This window comes from Klebsiella sp. KTE92 (assembly GCF_000398905.1).
GTDB lineage: Bacteria > Pseudomonadota > Gammaproteobacteria > Enterobacterales > Enterobacteriaceae > Klebsiella > Klebsiella variicola.
In genome coordinates, this window is the sequence record NZ_KB976100.1 from 2,094,027 (window position 1) to 2,120,091 (window position 26,065).

Below are 26,065 nucleotides of genomic sequence, written 5' to 3' on the forward strand. Positions count from 1 at the left end.
CACATTGAGGAAGCGTTCATGGAAAAGAAACACATTTATCTCTTCTGCTCGGCAGGCATGTCTACATCACTGCTGGTCTCCAAAATGCGCGCGCAGGCAGAAAAATACGAAGTCCCGGTCATTATTGAAGCCTATCCCGAAACCCTGGCAGGTGAAAAGGGACCGGCAGCCGACGTGGTATTATTAGGGCCACAAATTGCGTATATGTTACCGGAAATTCAGCGCCTGCTGCCGAATAAACCGGTAGAAGTCATCGATTCTCTTCTGTATGGCAAGGTGGATGGTTTAGGTGTATTGAAAGCCGCCGTCGCGGCCATTAAGAAAGCTGCAGCACAATAATTTTAACTTTTAAAACTCGATGTATTTTGACGCCTGGCGGCACTCTGTTGCCGGACGTCAAAAAATAAAGAGTTTATTTTCCCGTCAAAGAGTAATTTCATACATCATCGCCGTAATAGTTTATTGCGGCTTTTAAGGGTATTGACTATGAGTAAAGTGATCGACTCGCTTGAAAAGGTACTCCTTCCTTTTGCAGTGAAAATAGGAAAGCAGCCGCATATTAATGCGATTAAAAACGGATTTATTAAGTTAATGCCGTTGACCCTCGCCGGGGCCATGTTTGTATTAATTAACAACGTTTTTCTGAGCTTCGGCGAAGGCTCTTTCTTTTATTCTATGGGCATTCGACTGGATGCCTCCACCATTGAAACCTTAAACGGCTTTAAGGCTATCGGCGGGAACGTCTATAACGGTACCCTCGGCATTATGTCGCTGATGGCGCCGTTCTTTATCGGCTCCGCGCTGGCGGAAGAGCGCAAAGTTGACCCGATGGCCGCGGGCCTGCTGGCGGTGGCGGCCTTCATGACCGTGACCCCGTATAGCGTGGGCGAAGCCTATGCGGTGGGCGCCAACTGGCTGGGCGGGCAGAACATCATCTCCGGGATGATTATCGGTCTGGTTGTCGCAGAACTGTTCACCTTCGTGATCCGTCGTAACTGGGTGATCAGACTGCCGGACAGCGTGCCAGGGTCAGTATCGCGCTCTTTCTCCGCGCTGATCCCGGGCTTCTTGATCCTCTCTATCTTCGGCATTATCTCGTGGGCCCTGTCGAGCTACGGCAGCAACTTCCACCAGATCATCATGGACTCGATCTCCACGCCGCTGGCGGCGATGGGCAGCGTGGTCGGCTGGGCATACGTTATCTTTAACTCCCTGCTGTGGTTCTTCGGTGTGCACGGTTCCCTGGCGCTGACGGCGCTGGATAACGGCATCATGACCCCGTGGGCGCTGGAAAACATCGCGCTGTACAACCAGTACGGCTCGGTTGATGCGGCTATCGAAGCAGGCAAACAGTTCCACTTCTGGGCCAAGCCGATGCTCGACTCCTATATCCTGCTGGGTGGCTCCGGGGCAACGTTGGGTCTGATTATCGCCATCTTTATCGCTTCCCGTCGCGCTGACCATCGTCAGGTGGCGAAGCTGGCACTGCCGTCAGGCATCTTCCAGATTAACGAACCGATTCTGTTTGGTCTGCCGATCATTATGAACCCGGTGATGTTCATCCCCTTCGTGCTGGTCCAGCCGATTCTGGCGGCCATTACGCTGGCGGCCTACAGCCTGGGGATTATCCCACCGGTGACCAACCTGGCGCCGTGGACCATGCCGACCGGTCTGGGAGCGTTCTTTAACAGTAACGGCAGCGTGGCCGCCCTGCTGGTAGCCCTGTTCAACCTTGGCGTCGCGACTCTGGTCTACCTGCCGTTTGTGGTGCTGTCGAATAAAGCGCAGACCGTCATCGAGCAGGAAGAGAGCGAAGAAGACATCGCTAACGCACTGAAATTCTGATACCGCGCGGTACGGGCAGTGCCCCGTACCGCCTGATAAATGAGGGAAATATTATGTTTGATCTGGACAACATCGACGCGGTAGAAACCCCGGAAAATGACCTCGAAGAGGTGGTGATGGGGTTGATTATCAACTCCGGACAGGCCCGCAGCCTGGCCTATGGCGCGCTGAAGCAGGCGAAGCAGGGCGATTTTGCCGCGGCGAAAGCGATGATGGAGCAGTCGCGCCAGGCGCTGAGCGAGGCGCATCGCGTGCAGACCCAGCTTATCGAAAGCGACGAGGGCGAAGGCAAAATGAAGGTCAGCCTGGTGCTGGTGCATGCTCAGGACCATCTGATGACCTCGATGCTGGCCCGTGAGCTGGTCGCCGAATTGATTGAGCTGCACGAGAAGGTACAATAGGCCATCGCGACGATGAGGCAGCCCAGGATGATGACCACCGAGATCAGTACCGCCAGAGAACAACAGCTGTTCAACGGGAAGAACTTTCATGTGGTCATCTATAACAAAACGGAAAGCGTGAGCGGGCTTCACCAGCATGATTACTACGAATTTACCGTGGTATTAACCGGGCGCTATTACCAGGAGATCAATGGCAAACGGGTGCTGCTGGAGCGCGGGGATTTCGTCTTTATCCCGATGGGTTCGCACCACCAGAGCTTTTACGAATTTGGGGCGACGCGCATCCTTAACGTCGGCATCAGCAGACGCTTCTTTGAGAAACATTATCTGCCGCTGCTGCCGTTTGGCCTGGTGGCCTCCCAGGTTTACGCCGTGCAGAGCGCTTTTCTCGGCTACGTTGAGTCGGTCATCGCCTCACTCAATTTTCGCGAAACGGAATTTGACGAATTTATCGAGCTGGTTTCCTTTTATGTCATTAACCGTTTACGCCACTATCGCGAAGAGCCGGTTGCCGATGTTATTCCGCAATGGCTAAAAAATACCGTTGAGGCCATGCACGATAAACTGAAATTCGGTGAGGGCGCGCTCGAGAATATGGTTCGTCTCTCGGGAAAAACGCAGGAATATTTAACCCGGGCGACCCAGCGCTATTATGGTAAAACGCCGATGCAGATAATTAATGATATCCGTATCAACTTTGCTAAAAAGCAGCTGGAAATTACCAACTATTCGGTGACGGATATTGCGTATGAATCCGGGTACAGTAGCCCGAGCCTGTTTATTAAAACCTTTAAAAAACTGACGTCGTTTACGCCGAGCAGTTATCGCAAACATTTGACCAGTATTAATTAAACCCGCGCGGTTTTAGCCGCCAGGTTTATACCGTAAATCATTCAAATTAACTGTCCGCATTGTTACGGAGAGCGGCCTGCGTCCAGGCGTAGCGCCCAAGGGAGAAAAAGATGAGCCAGAAATTAAAAGTAGTCACTATTGGCGGCGGCAGCAGCTATACCCCGGAATTACTGGAAGGCTTTCTGAAACGTTACCATGAACTGCCGGTCACTGAACTGTGGCTGGTGGATGTGGAAGAGGGCCAGGAGAAGCTCGATATTATCCATGCGCTGTGCGAGCGGATGGTGGAAAAAGCCGGCGTGCCGATGAAGGTCTATAAAACGCTGGATCGCCGTGCGGCGCTGCAGGGCGCGGATTTTGTCACCACCCAGCTGCGCGTGGGCCAGCTGAAGGCGCGTGAAAAAGATGAGCGTATTCCGCTGAGCCACGGCTACCTGGGCCAGGAGACCAACGGGGCGGGTGGGCTGTTTAAAGGGCTGCGCACCATCCCGGTGATTTTCGATATCGTAAAAGATGTGCAGGAGATTTGCCCGGACGCGTGGATCATCAACTTCACCAACCCGGCGGGCATGGTCACCGAGGCGGTCTATCGCCACACCAGTTTCAAACGCTTTATCGGCGTGTGCAACATTCCTATCGGCATGAAGATGTTCATCACCGACGTGCTGCAGCTCAGCCCGAGCGATGAGCTGAATATCGACCTGTTCGGTCTGAATCATCTGGTGTTCGTCCGCGACGTGCTGGTTAACGGCGTCTCGCGCTTCGATGAACTGCTGGACGGCGTGGCCTCTGGCCGCCTGACCGCGAACTCGGTGAAAAATATTTTCGACCTGCCGTTTAGCGAGGGGCTGATCCGCTCCCTGCGCCTGATCCCATGCTCCTATCTGCTCTACTACTTTAAGCCAAAAGAGATGCTGGCGATTGAGATGGGCGAGTACTATAAGGGCGGCGCGCGCGCTCAGGTGGTACAGAAGGTGGAGAAACAGCTGTTTGAGCTATATAAAAATCCAGATCTCAAGGTTAAGCCGAAGGAGCTGGAGCAGCGCGGCGGCGCCTATTACTCCGATGCCGCTTGCGAAGTGATCAACGCTATCTATAACGACAAGCAGACTGAGCACTATGTGAATATCCCGCATCATGGCCACGTGGATAATATCCCGGCGGACTGGGCGGTCGAGATGAGCTGCACCTTAGGTCGCGACGGCGCGAAGCCGACGCCGCGCATCACCCATTTCGATGAGAAGGTACTGGGGCTTATCTACACCATCAAGGGGTTCGAAGTGGCGGCCAGCCAGGCGGCGATCAGCGGCGAGTTGAATGACGTGCTGCTGGCGCTGAACTTAAGCCCGCTGATCCATTCCGATCGTGACGCCGAGCAGCTGGCGCGGGAGATGATTCTGGCCCATGAGAAATGGCTGCCGAACTTTGCGGCGACTATCGAAAAACTGAAATCTTAACAGGAGCGGCCAATGGAACGCGTATTGATCGTCAATGCCGACGACTTCGGCCTCAGTAAAGGGCAGAACTACGGCATTATCGAGGCCTGCCGCAACGGCGTGGTGACATCGACCACGGCGCTGGTCAACGGCGCGGCCATTGACCACGCCGCCCAGCTAAGCCGCAGTACCCCGGAGCTGGCGGTCGGCATGCACTTTGTGCTGACGCTGGGCGAGCCGCTGTCGGCCATGCCGGGATTAACCCGCGAAGGCCGGCTGGGCAAATGGATCTGGCAGCAGGCAGAAGAAGGTCGCCTGCCGCTGGAGGAGATCGCCCACGAGCTGGCGTGTCAGTACCGTCGTTTTGTCGATCTCTTCGGTCATGAGCCGACGCATCTCGACAGCCACCACCATGTGCATATGATCTCCCCGATCTATCCCATCGTGGCGGCCTTTGCCCGCGAGAAGGGTATCGCGTTACGTATTGACCGCCAGGTGGCGGCGCAGAGTGGGCTCGATCAACAGGCGGCGCGCAGCAGCGCAGGCTTCAGCAGCGAGTTTTACGGCGAAGCTGTCTCTGAGGAACTGTTTCTGCAGACGCTGGATGCCTCAATCGCCCGCGGGGAGCGTTCCCTGGAGGTGATGTGTCATCCGGCTTTTGTCGATCAGACCATTATGGGCAGCGCCTACTGCTACCCGCGGCTGGGTGAGCTTGATGTGCTGACGTCTGCCGCACTGAAAGCGGCGGTAGCCGACCGGGGTTATCGTCTGGGAACCTACCGCGACGTGTAAGCCCGATGGGGGAAAGGGAAAGTGAATCAAGCCCGGCACCGTGTGCCGGGCTTTTTACTACGCCGGAATAGCGGCGATTTTTGGACTTCTCGACCACACGCGATGCGCCGTCATCAGGGCGAGCAGTGTGTCCGCCGCTGGCGTGTCGAGAGCATCGGTGACGATGACCCCCTCTTCACCCTGGGCTGGGACCTGCAGAACGGACGTCAGCTGTCGCGCATCCCCTGCCAGCAGGATCGGCTTCAGATGCTTATAGGCTTCCAGCAGGTAATAGCGCGCGTCGCCGCTCTGGCTCAGGGCGCTGAGGTCGCCGCCAGGCACCACTACCGCATCCACCGTCAGCGATGGGGAACCGGCGAAGGTGCCGGCGATCGGCAGGGGAGAGCCATCGTCGGCGATGACTTCGCCCATCCGCGAGTAGAGCAGCTTGCTGTGCACGCCCTGGGCCTGCAGCGCCTGCAGGAGATGGACCAGATCCTGCGCCGAGGTGCGTTCGTTGAGCAGGACGGCCACTACACGGCCTTTCACATCCCCTTCGGCGTCGGCGTAGAGGCTGAGGCTGGGATCTTTCTCCACGCCGTTGACCGGGGAAGGCAGGGTAATGTTACGCTGATCGTCGCTCAGTTCGATACCTAAGTTCGCCCCGACCGCTTCCGCCAGCTTAGTATCAATGTGGGCCAGATGATCGACCACCCGCTCGCGGATCCAGGTGCGGACCACTTTGCTGAGTTCGAAGCTGAAACCATCGATAATATGCTGCTGCTCAATCGGCGTCTGGCTCAGCCAGAACAGACGCGGCTGGGCGTAATATTCGCCGAACGAAGGGCTGCGCTGGCGGATTTTTTCGCCGTCGACGCGCTCGGCGAGGGACTCAAAGCCGCCGCGTTTGGCCGCTGGTGGCGTCTCGCGCGGCCAGTTGTCGTTAATGGAGTTGGGCTCGTAGTTGGCCGGATTGGTGTCAATGTCCATCCGGTGCATCCCGTCGCGCTGGAAATTGTGATACGGGCAGGTTGGACGGTTGATGGGGATTTCATGGAAGTTCGGCCCACCCAGGCGGCTAATTTGCGTATCGGTGTAAGAGAAGAGGCGCCCCTGCAGCAGCGGATCATTGCTGAAATCAATGCCCGGTACGATATGCCCGGGATGAAAGGCCGCCTGTTCGTTTTCGGCAAAGAAGTTGTCCGGATTGCGGTTGAGGACCATCTTGCCAACCCGTAAGACCGGCACCAGCGCCTCGGGGATCAGCTTGGTGGGATCGAGCAGATCGAAGTCAAAATCAAACTCGTTCTCCTCGGGGATGAGCTGCAGACCAAGCTCAAATTCCGGGTAGTCCCCGGCTTCGATGGCCTCCCACAGGTCGCGGCGATGAAAATCCGGGTCGCGACCGGTCAGTTTCTGCGCTTCATCCCACACCAGCGAAGCCTTGCCGGCGACGGGTTTCCAGTGGAAGCGAACGAAGGTGGCTTTGCCCTCGGCGTTGATCAGACGGAAAGTGTGGATCCCAAAGCCTTCCATGGTGCGATAGCTGCGCGGGATGCCGCGATCCGACATCGCCCACATCACATTGTGCAGCGTTTCCGGTTGCAGGGAGACATAGTCCCAGAAAGTATCGTGGGCGCTCTGTCCCTGCGGGATGGCCCAATGGGGCTCAGGCTTCACGGCGTGGACAAAATCGGGGAACTTTATCGCGTCCTGGATGAAGAAGACCGGTGTGTTGTTGCCGACCAGGTCAAAAATCCCTTCGTCAGTGTAAAACTTGGTAGCGAAGCCGCGAATATCGCGGACGGTGTCCGCCGACCCCGCGCCGCCCTGCACGGTGGAGAAGCGCACAAAGACCGGGGTGATCTTATCGGCTGCCGAGAGAAAATCGGCTTTGGTCAACGCTGTCAGGCTTTTGTAGGGCTGGAAGTAACCGTGGGCGGCAGAGCCGCGGGCATGAACGATACGCTCCGGAATTCGCTCATGGTCGAAGTGGGTGATCTTCTCCCGCAGAATAAAATCTTCCAGCAGCGTTGGGCCGCGGGCGCCGGCGCGCAGCGAATTCTGATCGTCGGCAATGCGCACGCCCTGGTTGGTGGTCAGCGGATAGTCTTCTCCGCCTTTACGCTGCGGCTCCAGGGCGTCGAGTTTACTGCTGTGGGTATCAGGCGCTTTCAGGCTGCCAGGGGCGGTCGGTTCAGCGCCCGGGGCGGTGGGTTTCGGCGTGGGGCGCCACTCCTGGTCATCCGGCGCCAGCGAGTCGAGCCCCGGTTTCGCTTCCTCGCTGTCGTGGACCGGTGCCTGCTGGTGGTGAGGGTTTGGGTGCTTATCAGACATTACTCGTCTCCTGCTTTCATTGCTAAAAGTGGTCGTTGATAAACCAAAACCCTTCTAACTATAGAACATTACGCTGCCTGCGCTCGGCGCAGGGGCAGGGAGTTATCCTAAAATGCGCATCGGCGGCAGGGGGGCGACGAACGGGCCCACAATCGGCTATGATAAAGGTTTCTGTTTCCCGCTCTGTTTAGTGAATCCATTTGTTATGAAACCATTGCGCCAACAAAATCGCCCTGTCATTAGCTACGTGCCGCGCGTGGAGCCTGCGCCTCCGGAACATGCCGTGAAAATGGACCATTTTCGCGATGTCTGGATTTTGCGCGGGAAGTATGTCGCCTTTCTGCTGATGGGGGAGCATTTTCGCCGCTCGCCAGCGTTCAGCGTGCCGGAGTCGGCCCAGCGCTGGGCTAACCAGGTGCGTCAGGAAGGTGAGATTGAAGCCTGAGTCTGCTGCAGAAATAAAAAAACCGCTGATAATCAGCGGTTTTTTTGTGCTTACCGTTTAGCGATGCGCCAGTTCGGCCTCTTCTTCGCTATCGAAAATCGACTTGTCGGTCTGGCGCAGCCACTGGCTGGTCAGGGTCCCGGCGGTCATTGAGCCGTTAACGTTCAGCGCGGTACGCCCCATGTCGATCAGCGGTTCGACGGAGATCAGCAGCGCTACCAGGGTCACCGGCAGGCCCATCGCCGGCAGAACGATTAGCGCGGCGAAGGTGGCCCCGCCGCCCACCCCGGCGACGCCCGCCGAGCTGACGGTGACGATGCCCACGAGGGTGGCAATCCACATCGGATCCAGCGGGTTAATGCCCACGGTCGGCGCGACCATGACTGCCAGCATGGCCGGGTAGATACCGGCGCAGCCGTTCTGGCCGATGGTGGCGCCAAAGGAGGCGGAGAAGCTGGCAATCGACTCCGGTACGCCCAGGCGTCGGGTCTGCGCTTCCACGTTCAGCGGAATCGACGCGGCGCTGGAGCGGCTGGTGAAGGCGAAGGTGATCACCGGCCAGACTTTACGGAAGTACTTCAGCGGGCTGATGCCGTTAATCGCCAGCAGCAGGCCGTGGACGACAAACATAATGCCCAGCGCAATGTACGAAGCTACCACGAAGCCGCCAAGTTTGATGATGTCCTGCAGATTCGACCCGGCAACCACTTTGGTCATCAGGGCCAGTACGCCGTAAGGGGTCAGCTGCATCACCAGACGAACCAGCTTCATCACCCAGCCCTGCAGGGTATCGATGGCCGTCAGCACGCGCTGGCCTTTTTCCACATCCTCTTTCAGCAGCTTAAGCGCTGCCACGCCGAGGAATGCCGAGAAAATGACGATACTGATGATGGAGGTCGGGTTAGCCCCGGTCAGGTCAGCAAACGGGTTCTTCGGCACAAAGGAAAGGATCAGCTGCGGTACGCTGAGATCGGCCACTTTCCCCACATAGTTGCTCTGGATGGCGTTCAGACGGGCGGTTTCTGCGCTGCCCTGGACCAGACCCTCGGCGGTGAGGCCGAACATATTGGTCACCAGCACGCCAACCAGCGCAGCGATAAGCGTGGTGAACAGCAGAGTGCCGATGCTCAGGAAGCTGATTTTTCCCAGCTGAGAGGCATTATGCAGCCGGGCCACCGCGCTCAGGATCGAGGCGAAGACCAGCGGCATCACAATCATTTGCAGCAGCTGGACATAGCCATTACCGACGATATTGAACCACTGGATGGAATCCTTCAGCACCTGGCTGTCAGACCCGTAGATCAGCTGCAGCGCCAGCCCAAAGACCACACCAATGGCCAGACCAACCAGCACTTTCCTGGCCAGGCTCCACTGTTTATGGCGAGTTTGCCCCAGCGCAAACAGTAATACGGCGAACACGACTACGTTCGCTATTAATGGAAAGTTCATCCCCGTTCTCCTGATATTTTTATAACCTGGGCTGGTGGATAACCAGCTCTTATGACGGCAAGGTTAGCAGAAGGCGTTATCAAGGACTTATATTCAAATGGAATGGGTTATAACCAAATGGTGTTTTCCGACGGTTTATCGGCCACTCTGGTGACTAATAAAGCGATTGAAGGTGATTTGCAGGGAATTGATCACCCCGGAAGACCAGCGTATTGCGCTGTTGTCCGCCAGCGTCTGCGGCATCCAGACGGCATAGACGAACAGCGCCATGCATAAAGCGCGCTCCAGTTGGTTACCCTTGCGCGGCGCGAGGATCGGCAGCCGGAAGCGCCAGCGGCAGGGCCACAGCAACGGCACCCCGGCGGGGGTGAGCATATCGGCGAGGATGTGGCTGAGATAGCCCAGCACCAGGCCCTGGAGGGCGTCCGCCGGGACAATCCAGCTGTCAGGCACCTTGAGGTAGAATAGCGTCAGCGCGCCAAAGACGGCCAGCAGGCTGTGGGTGAAGCCGCGGTGGCCAAAGGCCCGCGCCACGGGCTTTGAGATCCAGCTCAGCCGTTGGCCGAGAAATGACTTAGGGTGATCGATATCCGGCAGCAGGCAGGTCAATACCGCAGAGGGCACAATATGCCACCAGTCGCCCTGCGCCAGCACCGGCGTTAACTCTGCGTTTTTGGCAAATACTGCGCAGGCGATTGAAAAGAAGAGATGGCCTTCCGCCGTCATGATAACACACCCTAAACTGTCGATTCATACAGTATAGGGTTTTTATACAGTGTACGGAAGAGGTGACGGTGTAACTCTTTGTCACAAATTCTCAGCGCGCCAGCCATCCGCCATCAACGGCCAGCGTATAGCCGTTAATATAGTCGGCGGCAGCCGAGGCGAGAAACACCACCGGCCCCTGCAGGTCTTTGGGTTCTCCCCAGCGACCGGCGGGAATGCGATCGAGGATCGCCTGGTTACGTTCTTCATCTTCACGCAGCGCCTGGGTGTTATTGGTGGCCATATATCCCGGCGCAATGGCGTTGACGTTGATGCGCTGTCCGGCCCATTCGTTGGCCAGCAGGCGGGTCAAACCCAGCACGCCGCTTTTCGAGGCGGTGTAGGAGGGGACGCGGATCCCGCCCTGAAACGAGAGCATCGAGGCGATGTTAATGATTTTGCCGCCATCGCCCTGGCGAATGAACTGCCTGGCGACCGCCTGGCTGAGAAAGAAAACCGCTTTGAGATTCAGATCGATCACCGCGTCCCAGTCGCTTTCCGTGAAGGTCAGGGCATCATGGCGGCGGATAATCCCGGCGTTATTGACCAGAATATCGACCCGACCCATCGCCGCCACCGCCTGGTCGACCAGCACGCTCATCTCATCCTGACGGCTGAGATCCGCCTGAATGGCATGAAAGCGGCGACCCAGCGCCTGAACCTGTGCTGCCGTGTCATGGGGAATTTTACGGTTGATGCCGACGATATCGCACCCGGCCTGCGCCAGGCCCAGCGTCATTCCCTGTCCCAGTCCGGTATCGCAACCGGTCACGATGGCGACCTTACCCGTCAGGTCGAAGGCGTTCAGTACCATATTCACCTCTGTCAGCTGATCTTCAGGCGTACGATGACGCCACCTGTGACCAGCATAGAGGCAGGAAAACAAAATTACAATAAAAATGAAACGACGTTTTGATTTTATTGCCGGCGGCGTGACAGCGATCGCGTCACCCGCCAGCGTCCTTACCCGAGCAGGGCTTCGGCAGTCAGGGCCTGCAATGACGGGAGCTTGACGTCCGCCAGCACGAAGCGCGGGTCGCGGCTGTTCTCCGCTTCCGGTACCACGATAGCGCGCATGCGCGCGGCTTTGCTGGCGATCATGCCGTTGACCGAATCCTCCAGCGCGACGCAGCGCTGCGGGTCGACTCCCAGGGCAGCGGCGCAGTTGAGGTATACCTGCGGGTGCGGTTTGCTCCAGGGCAGATGTTCCGCGGAGGCGAGCGCATCAAACTGGTCGCGCAGTTCGAACATGTTGAGCACTTTCTCCAGCATCACCAGCGGCGAGGCCGAGGCCAGCCCCACCTTTAAGCCCTGAGCTTTACACAGGGCCACCGCCTCGCGTACGCCCGGTAGCAGCGGGCGTGAGGCTTCCACCAGCTCGATGGCCCGGCGGATAATGCGCGCGGTGGCTTCTGCGCGATCGACGCCGTGCCACGGCTGCTGGGCATACCACAGATCCACCACAAGGTCGATTCGCAGACCAAGCAGGTCGGGCAGTTCATCGCGGCGGCGGGTATCCACCCCCAGGCTTTCCATGACCTCGACCTCCGCCTGATCCCAGAGCGGCTCAGAGTCAATCAGCAACCCGTCCATATCAAAAATCGCGGCCTCAATGCGGCGCTTCGCTGACATATGTCCTTCTCCTGTTGCGTAATCAGATAAACGAATCGGCATTCATGGTATATCATACCGCGCGTTATTGGGCGAAATTCGCCGTGGAAGATAGACTTATACCCGACACATTCGGGTCAGCGAGGAGCGCCTGCGCCACGCAACAGGCGGCAGGCGAATCACCAACGCGTCTTTAACAAGGGGAACTCATGACGTACCAACAAGCTGGACGCATAGCGGTTATCAAACGCATTTTGGGATGGGTCATCTTTATTCCCGCCGTGCTGTCGACGCTGATTTCTGTCCTCAAATTTATGTATGAGCACAGTGAAAAGAAACCCGGCATTGACGCGGTAATGATGGATTTTGCGCATGTCATGATTGAGATGATGCGCTTTAACACGCCGTTCCTGAACTTTTTCTGGTACAACTCGCCGCTGCCGGATTTCCACCACAGCCTGAACATCGGCTTCTGGATCATCTTCATTCTGGTTTTTGTCGGCATGGCGCTGCAGGCCTCCGGCGCGCGGATGGCGAGGCAGGCGAAATTTCTTCGCGAGGGGATTGAGGATCAGCTGATCCTCGAGCAGGCCAAAGGCGCAGAAGGGTTATCCCGTGAGCAGCTCGCTGAGCGGATCGTGGTACCGCGCCATACCATCCTGGTGCAATATTTCCCGCTGTATGTGCTGCCGGTGATCGTGATTATTATCGGCTACTTCTTCTTCTCGCTGCTGGGCTTTCTGTAAGCCAGGTGCCCGGTTAGCCGGGCACCATATTATTCTGCCGGCAGAGCCCGCGGTTTACCCTGATTATCGACGGCAACGTAGATAAACAGCGCTTCCGTCGCCTTATAGCGCTGGCCAATCGGTTCAGAAGAGACTTTTTTCACCCACACTTCGATGTTAATCGTCACCGAGGTGTTGCCGCGCTTCACGCAGCGGGCGTAGCAGCACACCACGTCGCCGACGGTGACCGGGCGTAAAAAGGTCATCCCATCCACGCGCACGGTCACCACGCGACCCTGAGCGATCTCTTTGGCCATGATGGCGCCCCCGATATCCATCTGCGACATCAGCCAGCCGCCAAAAATATCCCCGTTGGCATTGGTATCCGCCGGCATCGCCAGGGTGCGTAAAACCATTTCGCCCTTCGGGGCAAGATCTGTAGTTGTCATGCTCTACTCTGTTGTGGTCAAAGACGATCAGCGGGATGCTACTATGAAAACGGGGCGGAGAGAATAGGGGAAAGCGCCCGCAGAGGCGGGCGCAAGCTGCCGGGGAGTTAGTGGTGGTCGTCCTGCGGCATATGGCGGTAGATGTAGATCCCGCTCAGCAGGGTAAAGACCAGCGTGAGGGCGGTTAAGCCAAAGACCTTGAAGTTCACCCAGATATTCTGCGGCAGCCAGAAGGCGATATAGATATTGGCCAGCCCGCAAAGGATAAAGAACACCGCCCAGGCCAGGTTAAGCCGCGACCAGACCTGCTGCGGCAGGGCCAGCTCTTTGCCCAGCATGCGCTGGATCAACGGCTTTTTCATCACCCACTGGCTGAACAGCAGCGCGCCAGCGAACAGGGCATAGATCACCGTCACCTTCCATTTAATAAACTCATCATTGTGGAAGAAGAGAGTTAACCCGCCGAAGACGGCCACCAGCACAAAGGTGATCAGCGCCATTTTTTCGACTTTACGGTAGCGTACCCAGCTGTAGATCAGCACGATAGCGGTCGCGACGATCAGCGCGGTGGTGGCGGCGTAGATATCGTAAAGCTTATAGAAGGCAAAGAAGACCACCAGCGGTAAAAAATCCAGAAACTGCTTCATACATCGATCCCGTCTTTCAGGACGGACCGGGGAAGACCCCGATCCTGGTTAAGATTAGTTGCGGATAAGCATATACACGCGGAATAAATAGATCAGCAACAGGGCGGATATCAGGTTGCTGATGGTATTGATGACCACCGCGCCGACGTTTGGCGTCAGGACAGCAAAGCTGGAAGCGAACAGTAACAGCAGGGTTTTTGCCACCAGCCAGCCAATGATAGCCGGCGCCACCAGCCGCAGATTGGCCCACGCCAGACGCATGCTGCTGCGCATGGCGCTGAGGATACCCATTTTGTCCTGCACCAGCATGATCGGCGCAAAGGCCAGCACGATGGCCAGCAGCACGCCGGGCACCAGGACCAGCATCATCCCCATCTGCACCAGGAAGGTAGTGAAGAGGATCAACAGCAGCAGCTTCGGCAGCACCGGGGCTGAGGCGCCGATGGCACGCAGGGCGCTAACGCGATGACCGGCGGAGACCAGCTGGATCAGCAGCAGAACGCCGCCGGCGAGGATCGCATTGCCCACCAGACCCGAGAAGGTTGATGCCGCCGAGGCGCGCAGCAGAACCTGCTGCTGCTCCGGCGTCATGTTCTGCACCAGCTCAAACAGCCCGGCGCTACCGGCGAGGTTATCGCCTTCGCTGAGTATCGACAGCTGCTCGTCACTGGGTGAAAAGGCATGGCCAAGTACTACCGTAATAAACGCGCACAACAGCGCAATCAGCAAAATGGTAATGAACTGATTACGAAAAAAATTCCCGGTGTCACGGTAGACGGACTTCGCCGTGATAGACATGCATTCTCCTTGAGTGTCGCAGGTGTTAACTAGCCGGCGATTGTACCGCAAATCGTTCCCTCGTAGCACTCTCTGCACCATTCAGGGCAGGTATATCTTTGTAAAGAGGCCGCAATGGCGGTAGGCCATAGCGCGCCCGCGCCCGGTTGCAGGCGTCATTTTCCTCACCATTCTCACCGGACATGGCGAATTCGCGGCACGGTGAGGGACGGTTTTCATAAATAGTGCAGTGGACGGCGTCACCGATGTCGCCTGACAGCGCCGCGCAGCGGCTCTGGCGCTGGTTGGTGCCGCTCATGCAGCGCAGGAAAGGGGTCAGCGGCTCGGTCAGCGCGGAAGGCACCAGGCCACCCGCGTCGTCGGCTTCCGCCCAGTAGAAAGAGACACGAAAATACGCACAACAGGCACCGCACGTCATGCACGGGTTGATTTCACTCATAATTACACCTGAAAAAAACGCATCAACACAGAATGTCGGCAGTTAACTTATCCAGCCGCTTTTGCGGCGGCAAGAGGGGGAGAAATATTTTTTTCGCGGAAAGTGAAAATTGATGTGAGAAGGATTCAGGGTGTTTCGATCGGTAGCAAAAATTAATCTGGATCAATAAATGTTAAATCTAAGGTTTTAGTGTGATCTAAAACAGATCAAACGTAACTCGTTATAGGTATATTTGGCCGCGCTGAAAAACCATAATGAGGAAGTGGATATGAAGAAGTTAGCAGCGGCGGCATTAATTCTTAGCACGCTTTCCACCGGCAGCGTCTGGGCGCATGAAGCGGGTGAATTTTTCATTCGTGCCGGGACCGCCACCGTCCGACCGACGGAGGGCTCTGACAATGTGTTAGGCAGCCTTGGCAGTTTCAACGTCAGTAACAACACCCAACTGGGTTTAACCTTTACCTATATGGCCACCGATAACATCGGCGTGGAGCTGCTGGCGGCAACGCCGTTCCGCCATAAGGTCGGCACCGGGCCAACCGGGACTATCGCCACCGTCCATCAGTTGCCACCCACCCTGATGGCGCAGTGGTACTTTGGCGATGCGCAAAGCAAGGTGCGCCCGTACGTGGGGGCGGGTATTAACTACACCACCTTCTTTAATGAAGACTTTAACGATACCGGCAAGGCGGCCGGGCTTTCCGATCTGAGCCTGAAGGACTCCTGGGGCGCGGCAGGGCAGGTCGGCCTCGATTATCTGATTAACCGTGACTGGCTGCTGAATATGTCGGTGTGGTACATGGATATCGATACCGATGTGAAATTCAAAGCCGGCGGCGTGGACCAGAAAGTCAGCACCCGTCTGGATCCGTGGGTGTTTATGTTCTCCGCGGGTTATCGATTTTAAATCCTGCTGAAAACTGGCCAACGGATGGCCAGTTCATTGTCACGTCACACCTGTCTGCCGCAAGCCTTCGCCATCGATAGCGGATCACACTTCCGTCCACTGGCGCAGTAGGTTGTGATACATGTTGAGCAGGGAGAGGACCTCTTCTCCGTCGCCAAAGCGGGCCTTCAGAGACTGGATGGTGCGGTCCAGGTCGTAAAGCATCGCGCGCTGCTTATCGTCGCGGACCATCGACTGGATCCACAGGAAAGAGGCCTGACGTACGCCGCGGGTAACCGGGGTGACGCAGTGCAGGCTGCTGGCGGGATAGAGCACCAGATGCCCGGCCGGGAGCTTCACCCGGTGCTGGCCATAGGTGTCTTCAATCACCAGTTCACCGCCCTCATAGCTCTCCGGCTCGCAAAGAAACAGCGTCGCTGACAGGTCAGTGCGCATCCAGCCCGCCTCGCCGTTCTGGCGAACGGCGCCATCGACATGAAAACCGTAGGTCTCCCCTGGCCCATAGCGGTTAAACAACGGTGCGGAAATCGTCCGCGGCAGCGCGGCGGAAAAAAACTGCGGGTGGCCGCGCAGCGCGTCGAGCACGGCGGCTTGCAGGCGGGCATACAGCGGCGTACGGGTATCGATCTGCTGGTTCTGTTTGACGGCCGCCCCCTGGCTGCCCACCGTAACCCGTCCGTCGACCCACTCGGCCTGCGCCAGCTGCCGGGTAAATTCCGCCACCTGGTCTGCCGATAGCACGTCAGGAATGTGATACATCATCGCGGTGTTCTCTCTAAAAGGTGGGGCGCAACGGCCCCACGCACAGACTCAGAAGTGGACGTTCGCCGTCAGCATAAAGGTACGGGGTTCGCCCGGATGATAGCGATAGCCGCTCTTGTTGATGGAGGCCACGTAATCGGTATCAAACAGGTTGTACATATTGAGCTGCAGATCGAGGTTGCTGTTGACCCGATAGCCCAGTTTGGCGTCGGCGACCCAGTAGCCCTCGGTGTGATCCGGGGTACCGACCGCGCCATCGCTGCCCCGGCGCAGGCTTCCGACATAGCGCACACCGCCGCCGACGGACAGATCGCTGGTGGCCTGATACTGCGTCCACAGCGTAAAGGCATGTTTCGGGGTGTAGGCCAGGGCGGAAGATCCATCCTGCGCTACGTTCTGTCCCTCCGTCACTGTCGCATGCTGCTGCGTGTAGCCGGCGATGATCGTCCAGTCCGGGGTCAGGTTTCCGGTTGCGGAGAGTTCATACCCCTCCACGCGCTTTTTGCCGTACTGCGACCAGGTTCCGTCATCGTTGGCGGCCACTTCGTTTTCAATATCGGTACGGAATAACGCCGCGCTGAGCAGCAGACGGTTGTCGAAGATTTGCCACTTAGTGCCCAGCTCGCTGGATTTCGCCTTCTGCGGCTTAAAGTCGGTTCGGTTGGCGCTGTTGCCGCTACCGCTGGCGGCCAGGGCGAAACTGCTGCCCCCCGGCGGCTGCTGTGAGATGGCGTAGTTGACGTAGACATTGCCCTGCTCGGTTAAGCGGTACAGTGCCCCGGCTTTCCAGTTAACCAGATTGCCGGATTTGGCGGTATCCACGGTGGTGACCGGGCTGCCCGTCGACTGGCCGGGCGGGCAGGCGATAGCCCCGCGTCCGCTGCCGCCGCAGGCGGTGGCGCTGTCATATTTAGTATGATAATTGTCGAGACGTAGCCCACCGTTGACCTCAAACCGTTCGGTCAGCGTCAGCGTATCGAAGGCATAAATCCCGAAGGTATCAGTCTGGCCGTTGGCATTCGCTCCGTTTCTGTCCAGCCCGCCAATCGACAGGTTGCTCACCGGATGGTAGAGATTCACCGCCGGCGCGGTCATGGCGTTAACGCCATAGTTGGTCTGGTTTTCCCGGGTAAACTCCACGCCGGCGCTGACGTCATGGCCTATCGAGCCGGTATTGAAGGTCGAGGTGATATTGGTCTGGTTGGTCAGAATGCGGTTGCTGACATCTTTGGTATTAACCAGACGCGACCAGCTCCAGGTGTTGACGTCATTGATATCGGGGGCGGTGATATTGCTCGCGCCGCCCATCACCGCGGTCAAAAGATACTCCTGTTTCACCCGCGACCAGCGGGTGGTATTGCGCACGGTGGTATTGTCCGTCAGATCGTGTTCGAAGCGCAGGGTGCCGCTGTCGGTGGTGGATTTATCATAATCGGAGTCGGTGCCATAGAAATTGTTGGTATCCACCTTCCCGGCGGAATTGAGCGCGGCATATTTCGGCGAAGGTGCCGAATAGCCCGGCAGGCCGACGGTGGGGATGCCGCCATCCGGGGTGTTGTTCTGCCGGACGTGCAGATAGTTCAGATACAGACGAGTTGGGGTATCGAGGCCGAAGGCCAGCGATGGCGCGATGCCATAGCGTTCGTTTTCAATGCGGTCCCGACCGGCGTCATGAGTTTTTTCCCCCATCAGGTTCAGACGGAACGCGGCGCTGTCGCTAAACGCCTGGTTCAGGTCGAGCGTTCCCCGACGCGACCAGGCGCTGCCGATGCTGGCCGAACCGTCGATCCCGGAGTCAAGGCGCGGCTGCTTGCTGATCATATTGATCGATCCTGAGGGCGCGCTGCGGCCATAGTCCGTGCCGGCGGGTCCTTTGATGACTTCCACCTGCTGGGTATTGAAGGTATCGCGCGTCACACTGCCGATGTCGCGGATGCCGTCCACATAGATGCTGTTAGAGGTATCCACGCCGCGCATGTAGATGGCATCCCCGGTGGTTGAACTGCCATTCTCGCCGGCATAAAACGCCCCGACGCCGGGGACGTTTTTGAGGGCGTCAGTCAGGTTGGTGACGCCCTGATCTTTAATCACCTGTTCCGGGATCACGGTGATGGTGCGGGTGGTATCGACCAGCGGTTTATTGAACTTGGGATCGGCGGAGGCGCCGGGAGAGTAGAGTGAGGGCGGAGTGGCTTCCACCACCAGCGTCTCTTCACTATTTTTGACTGATTTTTCCGCTGCGATGCCCGTTGCCGGTGAGGCCCCCAGACACAGACCCGTAAACAATGCCAATGAGTTGAAACTGCCAAACGGCAGAGAAGCGTTTTTTTCCATGATAAATGCAGGCTTATTTTTTGTTATGAGCACATACCACACCGCGCAAAAGCGACGTTTTTCGTCGTCTGGCTTGCGCTGACCCGGTGTGATTCTATAAATGATAAAAAGAATAGTTATCATTCACCTTAATATTTACATAGAAATGTTGACGTTTAAACATATTTCTTCATCGCGATTTACATAGTTCATAAATTTTGAACGAAAAGGGCGGGGATGAAGCAAAAGAGCGGCTGGAAGAGGCCGGTGACAGGCCGCTCCGCGAGGTGACAGGCGCCAGGGCTAACCCGGCGCTTCGTGGTTTTTGGCATAAAAGATGCCCTCCTTCTGCGCGAGGAGAACGCCGTTCTGGAAATTGGTGTAATGAAAAATAGCGGCCCACCGATCCCTCTGCAGGCACTGTTCCGCGACCGCGTTATTGGGGGGACGACCAGCGAGCGTTCTCCCGCCGCGTGACGGAGAACAATGCCGCGCCGTATGTCGTCTGGAGCAAGCGCCGGGCCACTGCTGGCTGCGGCAACAGGTGCGTGAGGTGTGTCGCCAGTAAAAAAAAGCCCGCACAAGTGCGGGCAAAAATACTGGAAGCAATGTGAGCAATGTCGTACTGAATACCTGAGTTATTTACTCAACTATTCAGTAATGAGAAAGATAATATTTCTCATTTAAGATATCAACCCCATCTTTTGTGCGGAAGCGATTTTTTATCCGAGGGTGAAAACCGTACGCTTCTGACTGTCGTCCCGCGGCCAGGCCGCCGCGATCTCCTGCAGCGGCCGCGGGGTGGTGGCGATGGTGAATTTACCCGGCACCGCCGCCTGCAGCATTTCACCCGTCGCCGCCAGCAGCTGCGGCATCGACAGGCTACCGATACCGCTGCCCATCAGCACGAGCGGTGCGGAACGCAGAACTGCGCCATTTAACGCGATATCGGCGCCAGCCAGGGACCCCACCTGCACATAGCGCACCGGTCTGCCGGCTGGGGTATATTTCGCCAGGGCCGGCAATAACACTTCCGCGCTGTGTCCCCACAGGTAATCGATGACCACGTCAATCTGCGCAGCGCTGGTCGCTGAAAATTGCCCGCTCAAGGTTTTATCATCAGCGGTTAAGTGAATACACTCATCGGCGTCCAGCGCCGCCAGCGTCTGCGCATTCCGTCCGGTTGCAATGATTCTTTTCGCTCCCAGATAGCGGGCAATCTGCACCGCCAACTGACCGGCGCTGCCGGTGGCGCCGTTAATCAGCACCGTTTCACCGGCCTGGATCTGGGCGCGAGTCACCAGAGACGCCCACGCGGACATGCCGGGATTGGCCATCGCCGCGGCGCTAACATCATCGAGCGCATCCGGCACCGGCAGGCAACTCTGCAGGGCAACCGGCGCCTGCTGCGCCATACTGCCGAAGGGGGCGGTGGGGAAGGCGAAATAGACGCGCTGGCCCTGAGGTGTGGTGCCGACGCCATCGATACCGGGCACAAAGGGCAGATTGCCGTCGAAGCTGTAATGGCGTCCGGATGCGCGGGCCTTAACCACATGGCTCAGCGCGGCGGCGCGGACGTCAATGATCGTCTGGCCGGGCGCGGGCTGCGGGTCGATAAAATCGGCCCAAACCGGGCCTTCTGCGAGGTCAAAAACCACGGCTGCTTTCATAAATTATCTCCTGTCGGGAATTATGTGTAAAATACACATATTGTTTTACAGCACTATACGCGGAAAATTAATATATGCAAGATGCACATAATGACTACGACATTACCGATTTTCACGGCGCGCTACTGGATATCATCAGCGTGATGAACCAGCCGCTGCGCGACGAGCAGATCCTCCAGGCGGCCGGCGTCCAGCTGGAACAGATGCTGTTTCCGCTGCTGGTGGCGGTAGGGCGCCATGGCCCGGTAGGGGTGGTTGAGCTGGCGGATCATTTAGGGCGCGATTACACCACCGTCAGCCGCCAGGTGAAAAAACTGGAAGCCCAGGGACTCGCCTGTAAGCAACCTAACCGTCATGACCGACGGATCAGTGAAGTGACGCTTAGCGCCAGCGGACAACAGATGATCGACAGTATTGCGGCAGCGCGGCGGCGGTTAATGAATCAGGTGCTGGCGCAGTGGCCGGAAGATGAAGTGCAGGCGCTGTTTCGCTTAACGCGCAAATACGCCGACAGTTTGCAGCAACCGAGCTAAATTCTCGCGTGCTGCCGCCCTGGCGCAACAATCATCTTGTTCGTCACAAATCACGGGTCAGCTCGTCGATGTTGTCGGAAAGTATCTCCAGCAGGGATCGTACATAGATATTGTTATTTCCCTGATGCCACATCGCGCTGAGGGGAAGGCCTTCGATATGTTTTTTGGGCGTGAGCGCAAGGTATTTCACGCCGTCCGCATTCATGTCTTTATAGGACGCAGGCACCAGAGCAATGCCGAGTCCTGCGGCAACAAAACTCAGGATAGTCTGCTTCTCTTCAGCATACTGCGCGATAACAGGCATGCTGCCACCTTCCTTGAAAATATTCATTGTCAGGTCATGGCTGTGACGCCGGGTGCGTCTTTCCGGCAAGATAACAGGCTCGTACCGAAAGTCATCGATACTGACTTCATCATAACTGACCAGCCGGTGGTTAGTGGGCACGGCGAGCACGCAAGTTTCATTGGCGATAAATCGCGTTGTCAGCATGGCATCAATGTGTTCCGGCGGGCGCACAAAAACCACATCCAGCCACCCTGAAATGAGTCGGGGGATAAGTTTGTGAGATTTATCTTCTGTAAGATGAATATCTGCTTCAGGAAAACGCCTGACGAAAAGATTAAGCAATTCAGGAAGTAATCCTTTGGCTGCGCTGTCGATAGCCCCGATCCGCAACGTTCTTTTCTGCAACAGGCTATTTTTCCGGAATCGCTGCCGTAGCGCATCGAAATCAGCAATGACCGTTTTGGCCTCATTTAAAAAGGCGGCGCCTTCAGGTGTTAGCGACACGTTGCGGGTCGATCGATTCAGTAGCCTGATCCCCAAATCATCTTCCAGTAGCTTAATAAAGCGACTCAGTGACGCAGGCATCATTTCGAGTTTACGGGCAGCCCGGCCAAAGTGAAGCTCATCACCTAATACCACAAAGCAACGTAGCTGATTTATATCCATTTTTTCACCAAAACCTGATTATACAAATTATTTATATAAAGCCGTGCCGATGATAAAGCGGTTCAAAACTTCATACTGGGATTATTACAAAACGATAACAACCCTACATCACTATGGAGCATCCCGTCATGAAAAACGACCTCGAAAAGAAGGTGATGCGTAAGGTTACCCTGCGCATTATTCCTTTTATCATGCTGCTGTACTTCATTGCCTTCCTGGACCGCGTCAACATTGGCTTTGCCGCCCTGACCATGAATCAGGATCTGGGATTTTCACCCACCGTTTTTGGTCTGGGCGCTGGCATTTTCTTCCTGGGTTATTTTCTGTTTGAGGTACCGTCAAACTTAATTCTTCATAAAGTGGGCGCCCGCATCTGGATCGCCCGCGTCATGATTACCTGGGGATTCGTCTCTGGCTGCATGGCTTTTGTGCAGGGCACGACGAGCTTCTACATTCTGCGTTTTCTGCTCGGCGTGGCGGAAGCCGGTTTCTTCCCGGGTATCATTCTCTATCTCAGCTACTGGTTTCCTGCCGCCAGGCGTGCGCAGGTCACTGCCATCTTTATGGCCGCAGCTCCCCTGTCGACAGCACTGGGATCGCCGGTTTCGGCCGCACTGCTGGAGATGCATGGCTTCCTTGGCTACGCCGGCTGGCAGTGGATGTTTGTACTGGAAGCTTTGCCGGCGCTGGTGCTCGGTGTTGTGGTTCTGTTCTTCCTGACGGATCGTCCGGCCAAGGCCAAATGGCTGACTGATCAAGAGCGTGCCTGGCTGGAAAACACCATGCATGCCGAGGAGCGGGCGCGGGCGGCAAAACAGAGCCATTCCAGCGCATGGCGGGGACTGGCGGATATACGCGTCCTGGCGCTGGCGCTGGTCTATTTCGGTACCTCCGCCGGGCTGTATACGCTTGGCATCTGGTCCCCGCAAATTATTCGCAGTTTCGGTGCTTCCTCGCTGGAGATTGGTTTCCTGAACGCTTTTCCGGCGGTGATCGGCGTCATCGCCATGATCCTCTGGGCGCGTCATTCCGATCGAACCAAAGAGCGCAGCTGGCACGTCATTGGCGCCTGCCTGCTGGCGGCGGCCGGACTGATATACGCCGGTAACGTCAGCACATTGTTTACCGTGATGCTTGCCTTAACGCTGGTCACTGTGGGGATTAGCGCATCAAAACCCCCTCTGTGGAGCATGCCAACCCTGTTCCTCAGCGGCCCGGCTGCGGCCGCTGGCATTGCCGCTATCAACTCCATCGGCAACCTCGGCGGTTTCGTCGGCCCGATGATGATTGGCGTGATCCGCGAGCAAACCGGTAGCTACAGCTGGGGCCTGTATTTTGTCGCCGGATTGCTGGCGCTCTCGGCCCTCGTGGTCGTGATTCTTTCTGCCAGAGCGAACAAATCGCCGACGGCAGAGCTTCCACATCCTCATACTCATTAACTGGAGAAGTAACGATGCGTCACTACAAAATTGCTGCCATCCCTGCGGACGGTATCGGACCGGAAGTCATTTCGGCAGGTATTGAAGTCTTGCACGCGCTGACGCGCCACGATCCGCAACTGAAATTTGATATAGAGACCTTTGACTGGGGGTCAGACTATTACAAAAAACATGGCGTGATGATGCCGGAAGAAGGACTGAACATGCTGAAAGCATTCGATGCCATTTACTTCGGCGCGGTGGGGGCACCGGATGTCCCTGACCACATCACACTCTGGGGCCTGCGGCTGCCTATTTGCCAGGGCTTTGACCAGTACGCCAATGTGCGACCCACCAAAATTCTGCCGGGCGTCACTTCACCGCTGCGCAACCGCGGGCCGGGCGATCTTGACTGGGTCATCGTGCGTGAAAACTCTGAAGGTGAATATTCTGGTAACGGCGGCCGTGCGCACCGTGGTTTACCTGAAGAAGTCGGTACCGAAGTGGCAATCTTTACCCGTGTTGGGGTAACGCGCATTATGCGCTATGCCTTCAGACTGGCGCAGTCTCGGCCACGTAAACTGCTGACCGTGGTAACCAAATCCAACGCCCAGCGCCATGGCATGGTGATGTGGGATGAGATTGCCGCTGAAGTGGCGCAGGAATTCCCGGATGTGCAGTGGGACAAAATGTTGGTCGATGCCATGACGCACCGTATGACGTTGCATCCCCAGACCCTGGATACCATCGTTGCCACCAATCTGCACGCCGATATCCTTTCCGATCTGGCTGGCGCGCTGGCGGGTAGCCTGGGCGTAGCGCCGACCGCGAATATTGATCCTGAACGCCGCTTCCCTTCCATGTTCGAACCGATCCATGGTTCCGCATTCGATATCACCGGCAAAGGGATTGCGAACCCCATTGCCACTTTCTGGACCGCGGTACAGATGCTTGAACATCTGGGCGAACGCCATGCCGCTGCGCTGATTATGGAAAGCATTGAGTATGTGTGTGAAAAAGGCATTCTGACGCCAGATGTCGGTGGCTCAGCCAATACCGCGGAGGTGACACGCGCCGTGGTGCACTACATTGACGCTAAAGCTGACATTGCCGAGACCGCATAACCATGAATAACGAACAGGCTGCAGAGATCCTGCAGGATATCTTTCAACATGCGGTCAACAGTGCCCGCGCCGGGCCGGTGACCCTGGCTAACCTGCCGGAAAAACCTCGCGGCCGTTGTGTGGTGATCGGTGCGGGTAAAGCGTCCGCGGCAATGGCGGCTGCCGTAGATGCAGCCTGGCCGGATGTGGCGGTGTCGGGCGTGGTGGTGACGCGTTACGGTTACGCGGTTCCTGCGGGCCGCATCCGCATTATTGAGGCGGCTCATCCCGTATCAGATGCCATGAGCGAGGTTGCCGCAATGCTGATTGTGGAGACGCTGCGCGGTTTAACTGCCGATGATCTGGTGCTGGCATTGATTTCAGGGGGAGGGTCGGCGCTGATGGCGCTGCCCGCCCCGGGGTTAACGCTGGCAGATAAGCAGACCATCACCCGGGCCCTGCTCCATAGCGGGGCCAGCATCAAAGAGATGAATCTGGTACGTCGTCATCTCTCAGCGGTGAAAGGCGGAAAGCTGGCGACCATGGCGCAACCGGCGCGCATCGTATCACTGATTATCAGCGATGTGCCTGGCGATGATCCGACGGACGTAGCGTCTGGCCCCACCGTTGCCGATAACAGCGCACCACGTGATGCGCTCCGGGTACTGCAGCGGTATGGCATTGCGATCCCGAAGCCCGTTAGCGAACGGCTAAACCAGCCGGCCGGCCCGGTGGAAAACGCCGCGACAGGCGAGGTCAGGCTTATCGCCACGCCGGCGATGGCGTTAGCGGCGGCGGGGCTGGCCGCACGACAACATGGGCTCACCCCCCTTATTTTGGGGGATGCGATAGAAGGTGAAAGCAGGGAAGTGGCGGTGGTCATGGCCGGTATGGCGAAATCGGCGAAGCAGTATGGTCACCCGATTTCAGGGCCTGCTGTACTGTTGTCAGGTGGCGAAACCACGGTGACAGTAAACAACACTCAGCCTGGAAAAGGGGGCCGCAATACCGAGTTTTTACTCAGTCTGGCCTGTGCGCTCCAGGGGGAACACGGTATCTGGGCCATGGCGGGAGATAGCGATGGTATTGATGGCACAGAAGATGCCGCAGGTGCGATCGTCTTCCCGGATACGCTTGCGCGCGGCAAGCTGAGCGGTCTTAATGCAGTGCAATATCTGGATGGCCATGATAGTTACTGCTATTTTCACGCGCTTAATGATTTGCTGATCACCGGCCCGACGTTAACCAACGTCAATGATATTCGGGCAATATTGATTGCCTGACTGTATCGCTCTCCTGTGCCAGGGAGAGCGATATTTTTCCCTTTCTACATTGTTCAAATCTTCGGTATCCGCCCGCCATCCATTTCCACGCTAAAGCGCATCGCCTGGCGCCAAGGTGTCGATCATCGTTCCGTCTGATGTGTTGGCGTGCAAG

At 57.1% G+C, this 26,065-nt stretch carries 27 protein-coding genes; 14 read left to right on the plus strand and 13 right to left on the minus strand.

Annotated elements, in window-relative coordinates; translation table 11 throughout:
- Window positions 1-18: 18 nt before the first annotated feature.
- From chbB to chbG, 7 genes are all read left to right on the plus strand, one after another.
- Window positions 19-339 carry a PTS N,N'-diacetylchitobiose transporter subunit IIB gene (chbB, locus tag A1WC_RS15470; protein WP_016160760.1) on the plus strand — a complete coding sequence of 107 codons (321 nt, stop codon included), beginning with the start codon at window positions 19-21 and terminating at the stop codon, window positions 337-339.
- 19 nt (window positions 340-358) lie between these two features.
- On the plus strand, window positions 359-475 hold the full coding sequence (locus A1WC_RS27890; RefSeq protein WP_032425961.1) for a hypothetical protein: 117 nt from the start codon (window positions 359-361) through the stop codon (window positions 473-475).
- A gap of 11 nt (window positions 476-486) precedes the next feature.
- Complete coding sequence (chbC, locus tag A1WC_RS15465) at window positions 487-1,845, plus strand: PTS N,N'-diacetylchitobiose transporter subunit IIC (RefSeq protein WP_008807749.1); 1,359 nt, start codon at window positions 487-489, stop codon at window positions 1,843-1,845.
- A 53-nt stretch (window positions 1,846-1,898) separates the two neighbouring features.
- Complete coding sequence (gene chbA, locus A1WC_RS15460) at window positions 1,899-2,246, plus strand: PTS N,N'-diacetylchitobiose transporter subunit IIA (RefSeq protein ID WP_004140356.1); 348 nt, start codon at window positions 1,899-1,901, stop codon at window positions 2,244-2,246.
- Window positions 2,247-2,273: 27 nt separating this feature from the next.
- Complete coding sequence (chbR, locus tag A1WC_RS15455) at window positions 2,274-3,098, plus strand: transcriptional regulator ChbR (RefSeq protein ID WP_012968458.1); 825 nt, start codon at window positions 2,274-2,276, stop codon at window positions 3,096-3,098.
- A 110-nt stretch (window positions 3,099-3,208) separates the two neighbouring features.
- Window positions 3,209-4,555, plus strand: a complete 1,347-nt coding sequence (locus tag A1WC_RS15450) for a 6-phospho-beta-glucosidase (RefSeq protein WP_008807751.1) — start codon at window positions 3,209-3,211, stop codon at window positions 4,553-4,555.
- A 12-nt stretch (window positions 4,556-4,567) separates the two neighbouring features.
- Complete coding sequence (gene chbG / locus A1WC_RS15445; RefSeq protein ID WP_008807752.1) at window positions 4,568-5,326, plus strand: chitin disaccharide deacetylase; 759 nt, start codon at window positions 4,568-4,570, stop codon at window positions 5,324-5,326.
- A gap of 57 nt (window positions 5,327-5,383) precedes the next feature.
- On the opposite strand, the gene katE is transcribed toward chbG, so the two are convergent.
- On the minus strand, window positions 5,384-7,642 hold the full coding sequence (gene katE / locus A1WC_RS15440; protein ID WP_016160761.1) for a catalase HPII: 2,259 nt from the start codon (window positions 7,640-7,642) through the stop codon (window positions 5,384-5,386).
- Between the two features lie 205 nt (window positions 7,643-7,847).
- Between katE and cedA the strand changes: the two genes are divergently transcribed.
- On the plus strand, window positions 7,848-8,087 hold the full coding sequence (gene cedA / locus A1WC_RS0125040; RefSeq protein ID WP_004151919.1) for a cell division activator CedA: 240 nt from the start codon (window positions 7,848-7,850) through the stop codon (window positions 8,085-8,087).
- A gap of 57 nt (window positions 8,088-8,144) precedes the next feature.
- On the opposite strand, the gene A1WC_RS15435 is transcribed toward cedA, so the two are convergent.
- The 4 genes from A1WC_RS15435 to hxpB all read right to left on the minus strand — a co-directional run bounded on the left by A1WC_RS15435 (window position 8,145) and on the right by hxpB (window position 11,933).
- Entirely contained in the window at window positions 8,145-9,536 is a 1,392-nt protein-coding gene (locus tag A1WC_RS15435; RefSeq protein WP_008807755.1) for an L-cystine transporter, read from the minus strand.
- Window positions 9,537-9,671: 135 nt separating this feature from the next.
- Window positions 9,672-10,262 carry a metal-dependent hydrolase gene (locus A1WC_RS15430; RefSeq protein ID WP_002901611.1) on the minus strand — a complete coding sequence of 197 codons (591 nt, stop codon included), beginning with the start codon at window positions 10,260-10,262 and terminating at the stop codon, window positions 9,672-9,674.
- Between the two features lie 91 nt (window positions 10,263-10,353).
- On the minus strand, window positions 10,354-11,115 hold the full coding sequence (gene kduD, locus A1WC_RS15425) for a 2-dehydro-3-deoxy-D-gluconate 5-dehydrogenase KduD (RefSeq protein WP_016160763.1): 762 nt from the start codon (window positions 11,113-11,115) through the stop codon (window positions 10,354-10,356).
- Window positions 11,116-11,264: 149 nt separating this feature from the next.
- Window positions 11,265-11,933 carry a hexitol phosphatase HxpB gene (hxpB, locus tag A1WC_RS15420; protein ID WP_012968454.1) on the minus strand — a complete coding sequence of 223 codons (669 nt, stop codon included), beginning with the start codon at window positions 11,931-11,933 and terminating at the stop codon, window positions 11,265-11,267.
- Window positions 11,934-12,121: 188 nt separating this feature from the next.
- Here hxpB and A1WC_RS15415 point away from each other — a divergent pair, with 188 nt between their 5' ends.
- Entirely contained in the window at window positions 12,122-12,658 is a 537-nt protein-coding gene (locus tag A1WC_RS15415; protein WP_008807758.1) for a YniB family protein, read from the plus strand.
- Window positions 12,659-12,687: 29 nt separating this feature from the next.
- Here A1WC_RS15415 and yciA read toward each other — a convergent pair whose 3' ends face one another.
- From yciA to A1WC_RS15395, 4 genes are all read right to left on the minus strand, one after another.
- A complete protein-coding gene (yciA, locus tag A1WC_RS15410; RefSeq protein WP_032691163.1) occupies window positions 12,688-13,086 on the minus strand; it encodes an acyl-CoA thioester hydrolase YciA in 399 nt (132 codons plus the stop codon).
- 107 nt (window positions 13,087-13,193) lie between these two features.
- Window positions 13,194-13,733 (minus strand): septation protein A, encoded by a 540-nt coding sequence (locus A1WC_RS15405; protein ID WP_008807761.1) that lies wholly within the window; start codon window positions 13,731-13,733, stop codon window positions 13,194-13,196.
- Between the two features lie 54 nt (window positions 13,734-13,787).
- Window positions 13,788-14,531 carry a YciC family protein gene (locus tag A1WC_RS15400; protein WP_008807762.1) on the minus strand — a complete coding sequence of 248 codons (744 nt, stop codon included), beginning with the start codon at window positions 14,529-14,531 and terminating at the stop codon, window positions 13,788-13,790.
- A gap of 25 nt (window positions 14,532-14,556) precedes the next feature.
- Entirely contained in the window at window positions 14,557-14,970 is a 414-nt protein-coding gene (locus tag A1WC_RS15395; RefSeq protein ID WP_008807763.1) for a YkgJ family cysteine cluster protein, read from the minus strand.
- Between the two features lie 268 nt (window positions 14,971-15,238).
- Between A1WC_RS15395 and ompW the strand changes: the two genes are divergently transcribed.
- Window positions 15,239-15,877: an outer membrane protein OmpW gene (gene ompW / locus A1WC_RS15390; RefSeq protein ID WP_012542066.1), complete on the plus strand. Its 639-nt coding sequence runs from the start codon at window positions 15,239-15,241 to the stop codon at window positions 15,875-15,877.
- Between the two features lie 84 nt (window positions 15,878-15,961).
- Here the strand turns inward: ompW and ybiX are convergent, their stop codons facing one another.
- The 3 genes from ybiX to A1WC_RS15375 all read right to left on the minus strand — a co-directional run bounded on the left by ybiX (window position 15,962) and on the right by A1WC_RS15375 (window position 20,622).
- Window positions 15,962-16,639 (minus strand): PKHD-type hydroxylase YbiX, encoded by a 678-nt coding sequence (gene ybiX / locus A1WC_RS15385; RefSeq protein WP_008807765.1) that lies wholly within the window; start codon window positions 16,637-16,639, stop codon window positions 15,962-15,964.
- A 48-nt stretch (window positions 16,640-16,687) separates the two neighbouring features.
- A complete protein-coding gene (locus A1WC_RS15380) occupies window positions 16,688-18,973 on the minus strand; it encodes a catecholate siderophore receptor Fiu (RefSeq protein ID WP_032691164.1) in 2,286 nt (761 codons plus the stop codon).
- A gap of 701 nt (window positions 18,974-19,674) precedes the next feature.
- Window positions 19,675-20,622 (minus strand): quinone oxidoreductase family protein, encoded by a 948-nt coding sequence (locus A1WC_RS15375; RefSeq protein WP_016160766.1) that lies wholly within the window; start codon window positions 20,620-20,622, stop codon window positions 19,675-19,677.
- A 74-nt stretch (window positions 20,623-20,696) separates the two neighbouring features.
- On the opposite strand from A1WC_RS15375, the gene A1WC_RS15370 reads away from it, so the two are divergent.
- Window positions 20,697-21,155, plus strand: coding sequence for a MarR family winged helix-turn-helix transcriptional regulator (locus A1WC_RS15370; protein ID WP_016160767.1), 459 nt, complete (start codon window positions 20,697-20,699; stop codon window positions 21,153-21,155).
- A 43-nt stretch (window positions 21,156-21,198) separates the two neighbouring features.
- Here A1WC_RS15370 and A1WC_RS15365 read toward each other — a convergent pair whose 3' ends face one another.
- Window positions 21,199-22,107: a LysR family transcriptional regulator gene (locus tag A1WC_RS15365; protein ID WP_008807770.1), complete on the minus strand. Its 909-nt coding sequence runs from the start codon at window positions 22,105-22,107 to the stop codon at window positions 21,199-21,201.
- A gap of 128 nt (window positions 22,108-22,235) precedes the next feature.
- Here A1WC_RS15365 and A1WC_RS15360 point away from each other — a divergent pair, with 128 nt between their 5' ends.
- From A1WC_RS15360 to A1WC_RS15350, 3 genes are read left to right on the plus strand one after another with little or no spacing between them, the layout of a single operon-like run.
- A complete protein-coding gene (locus A1WC_RS15360; RefSeq protein WP_016160768.1) occupies window positions 22,236-23,546 on the plus strand; it encodes an MFS transporter in 1,311 nt (436 codons plus the stop codon).
- A gap of 14 nt (window positions 23,547-23,560) precedes the next feature.
- Window positions 23,561-24,649, plus strand: coding sequence for a tartrate dehydrogenase (locus A1WC_RS15355; protein WP_008807772.1), 1,089 nt, complete (start codon window positions 23,561-23,563; stop codon window positions 24,647-24,649).
- A gap of 2 nt (window positions 24,650-24,651) precedes the next feature.
- Complete coding sequence (locus A1WC_RS15350) at window positions 24,652-25,911, plus strand: glycerate kinase type-2 family protein (protein WP_016160769.1); 1,260 nt, start codon at window positions 24,652-24,654, stop codon at window positions 25,909-25,911.
- The last annotated feature ends 154 nt before the right edge of the window (window positions 25,912-26,065 follow it).

Coding starts and splice junctions, on each gene's coding strand:
- ybiX (WP_008807765.1), bottom strand. CDS start 16,639: ATGATGTATCACATTCCTGACGTGCTATCGGCAGACCAGGTGGCGGAA.
- A1WC_RS15400 (WP_008807762.1), bottom strand. CDS start 14,531: ATGTCTATCACGGCGAAGTCCGTCTACCGTGACACCGGGAATTTTTTT.
- A1WC_RS15395 (WP_008807763.1), bottom strand. CDS start 14,970: ATGAGTGAAATCAACCCGTGCATGACGTGCGGTGCCTGTTGTGCGTAT.
- katE (WP_016160761.1), bottom strand. CDS start 7,642: ATGTCTGATAAGCACCCAAACCCTCACCACCAGCAGGCACCGGTCCAC.
- A1WC_RS15380 (WP_032691164.1), bottom strand. CDS start 18,973: ATGGAAAAAAACGCTTCTCTGCCGTTTGGCAGTTTCAACTCATTGGCA.
- cedA (WP_004151919.1), top strand. CDS start 7,848: ATGAAACCATTGCGCCAACAAAATCGCCCTGTCATTAGCTACGTGCCG.
- chbB (WP_016160760.1), top strand. CDS start 19: ATGGAAAAGAAACACATTTATCTCTTCTGCTCGGCAGGCATGTCTACA.
- A1WC_RS15370 (WP_016160767.1), top strand. CDS start 20,697: ATGCAAGATGCACATAATGACTACGACATTACCGATTTTCACGGCGCG.
- yciA (WP_032691163.1), bottom strand. CDS start 13,086: ATGACAACTACAGATCTTGCCCCGAAGGGCGAAATGGTTTTACGCACC.
- chbR (WP_012968458.1), top strand. CDS start 2,274: ATGATGACCACCGAGATCAGTACCGCCAGAGAACAACAGCTGTTCAAC.
- A1WC_RS15435 (WP_008807755.1), bottom strand. CDS start 9,536: ATGAACTTTCCATTAATAGCGAACGTAGTCGTGTTCGCCGTATTACTG.
- chbG (WP_008807752.1), top strand. CDS start 4,568: ATGGAACGCGTATTGATCGTCAATGCCGACGACTTCGGCCTCAGTAAA.
- ompW (WP_012542066.1), top strand. CDS start 15,239: ATGAAGAAGTTAGCAGCGGCGGCATTAATTCTTAGCACGCTTTCCACC.
- chbC (WP_008807749.1), top strand. CDS start 487: ATGAGTAAAGTGATCGACTCGCTTGAAAAGGTACTCCTTCCTTTTGCA.
- A1WC_RS15365 (WP_008807770.1), bottom strand. CDS start 22,107: ATGGATATAAATCAGCTACGTTGCTTTGTGGTATTAGGTGATGAGCTT.
- A1WC_RS27890 (WP_032425961.1), top strand. CDS start 359: ATGTATTTTGACGCCTGGCGGCACTCTGTTGCCGGACGTCAAAAAATA.
- chbA (WP_004140356.1), top strand. CDS start 1,899: ATGTTTGATCTGGACAACATCGACGCGGTAGAAACCCCGGAAAATGAC.
- A1WC_RS15355 (WP_008807772.1), top strand. CDS start 23,561: ATGCGTCACTACAAAATTGCTGCCATCCCTGCGGACGGTATCGGACCG.
- A1WC_RS15405 (WP_008807761.1), bottom strand. CDS start 13,733: ATGAAGCAGTTTCTGGATTTTTTACCGCTGGTGGTCTTCTTTGCCTTC.
- kduD (WP_016160763.1), bottom strand. CDS start 11,115: ATGGTACTGAACGCCTTCGACCTGACGGGTAAGGTCGCCATCGTGACC.
- A1WC_RS15415 (WP_008807758.1), top strand. CDS start 12,122: ATGACGTACCAACAAGCTGGACGCATAGCGGTTATCAAACGCATTTTG.
- A1WC_RS15430 (WP_002901611.1), bottom strand. CDS start 10,262: ATGACGGCGGAAGGCCATCTCTTCTTTTCAATCGCCTGCGCAGTATTT.
- A1WC_RS15375 (WP_016160766.1), bottom strand. CDS start 20,622: ATGAAAGCAGCCGTGGTTTTTGACCTCGCAGAAGGCCCGGTTTGGGCC.
- hxpB (WP_012968454.1), bottom strand. CDS start 11,933: ATGTCAGCGAAGCGCCGCATTGAGGCCGCGATTTTTGATATGGACGGG.
- A1WC_RS15360 (WP_016160768.1), top strand. CDS start 22,236: ATGAAAAACGACCTCGAAAAGAAGGTGATGCGTAAGGTTACCCTGCGC.
- A1WC_RS15450 (WP_008807751.1), top strand. CDS start 3,209: ATGAGCCAGAAATTAAAAGTAGTCACTATTGGCGGCGGCAGCAGCTAT.
- A1WC_RS15350 (WP_016160769.1), top strand. CDS start 24,652: ATGAATAACGAACAGGCTGCAGAGATCCTGCAGGATATCTTTCAACAT.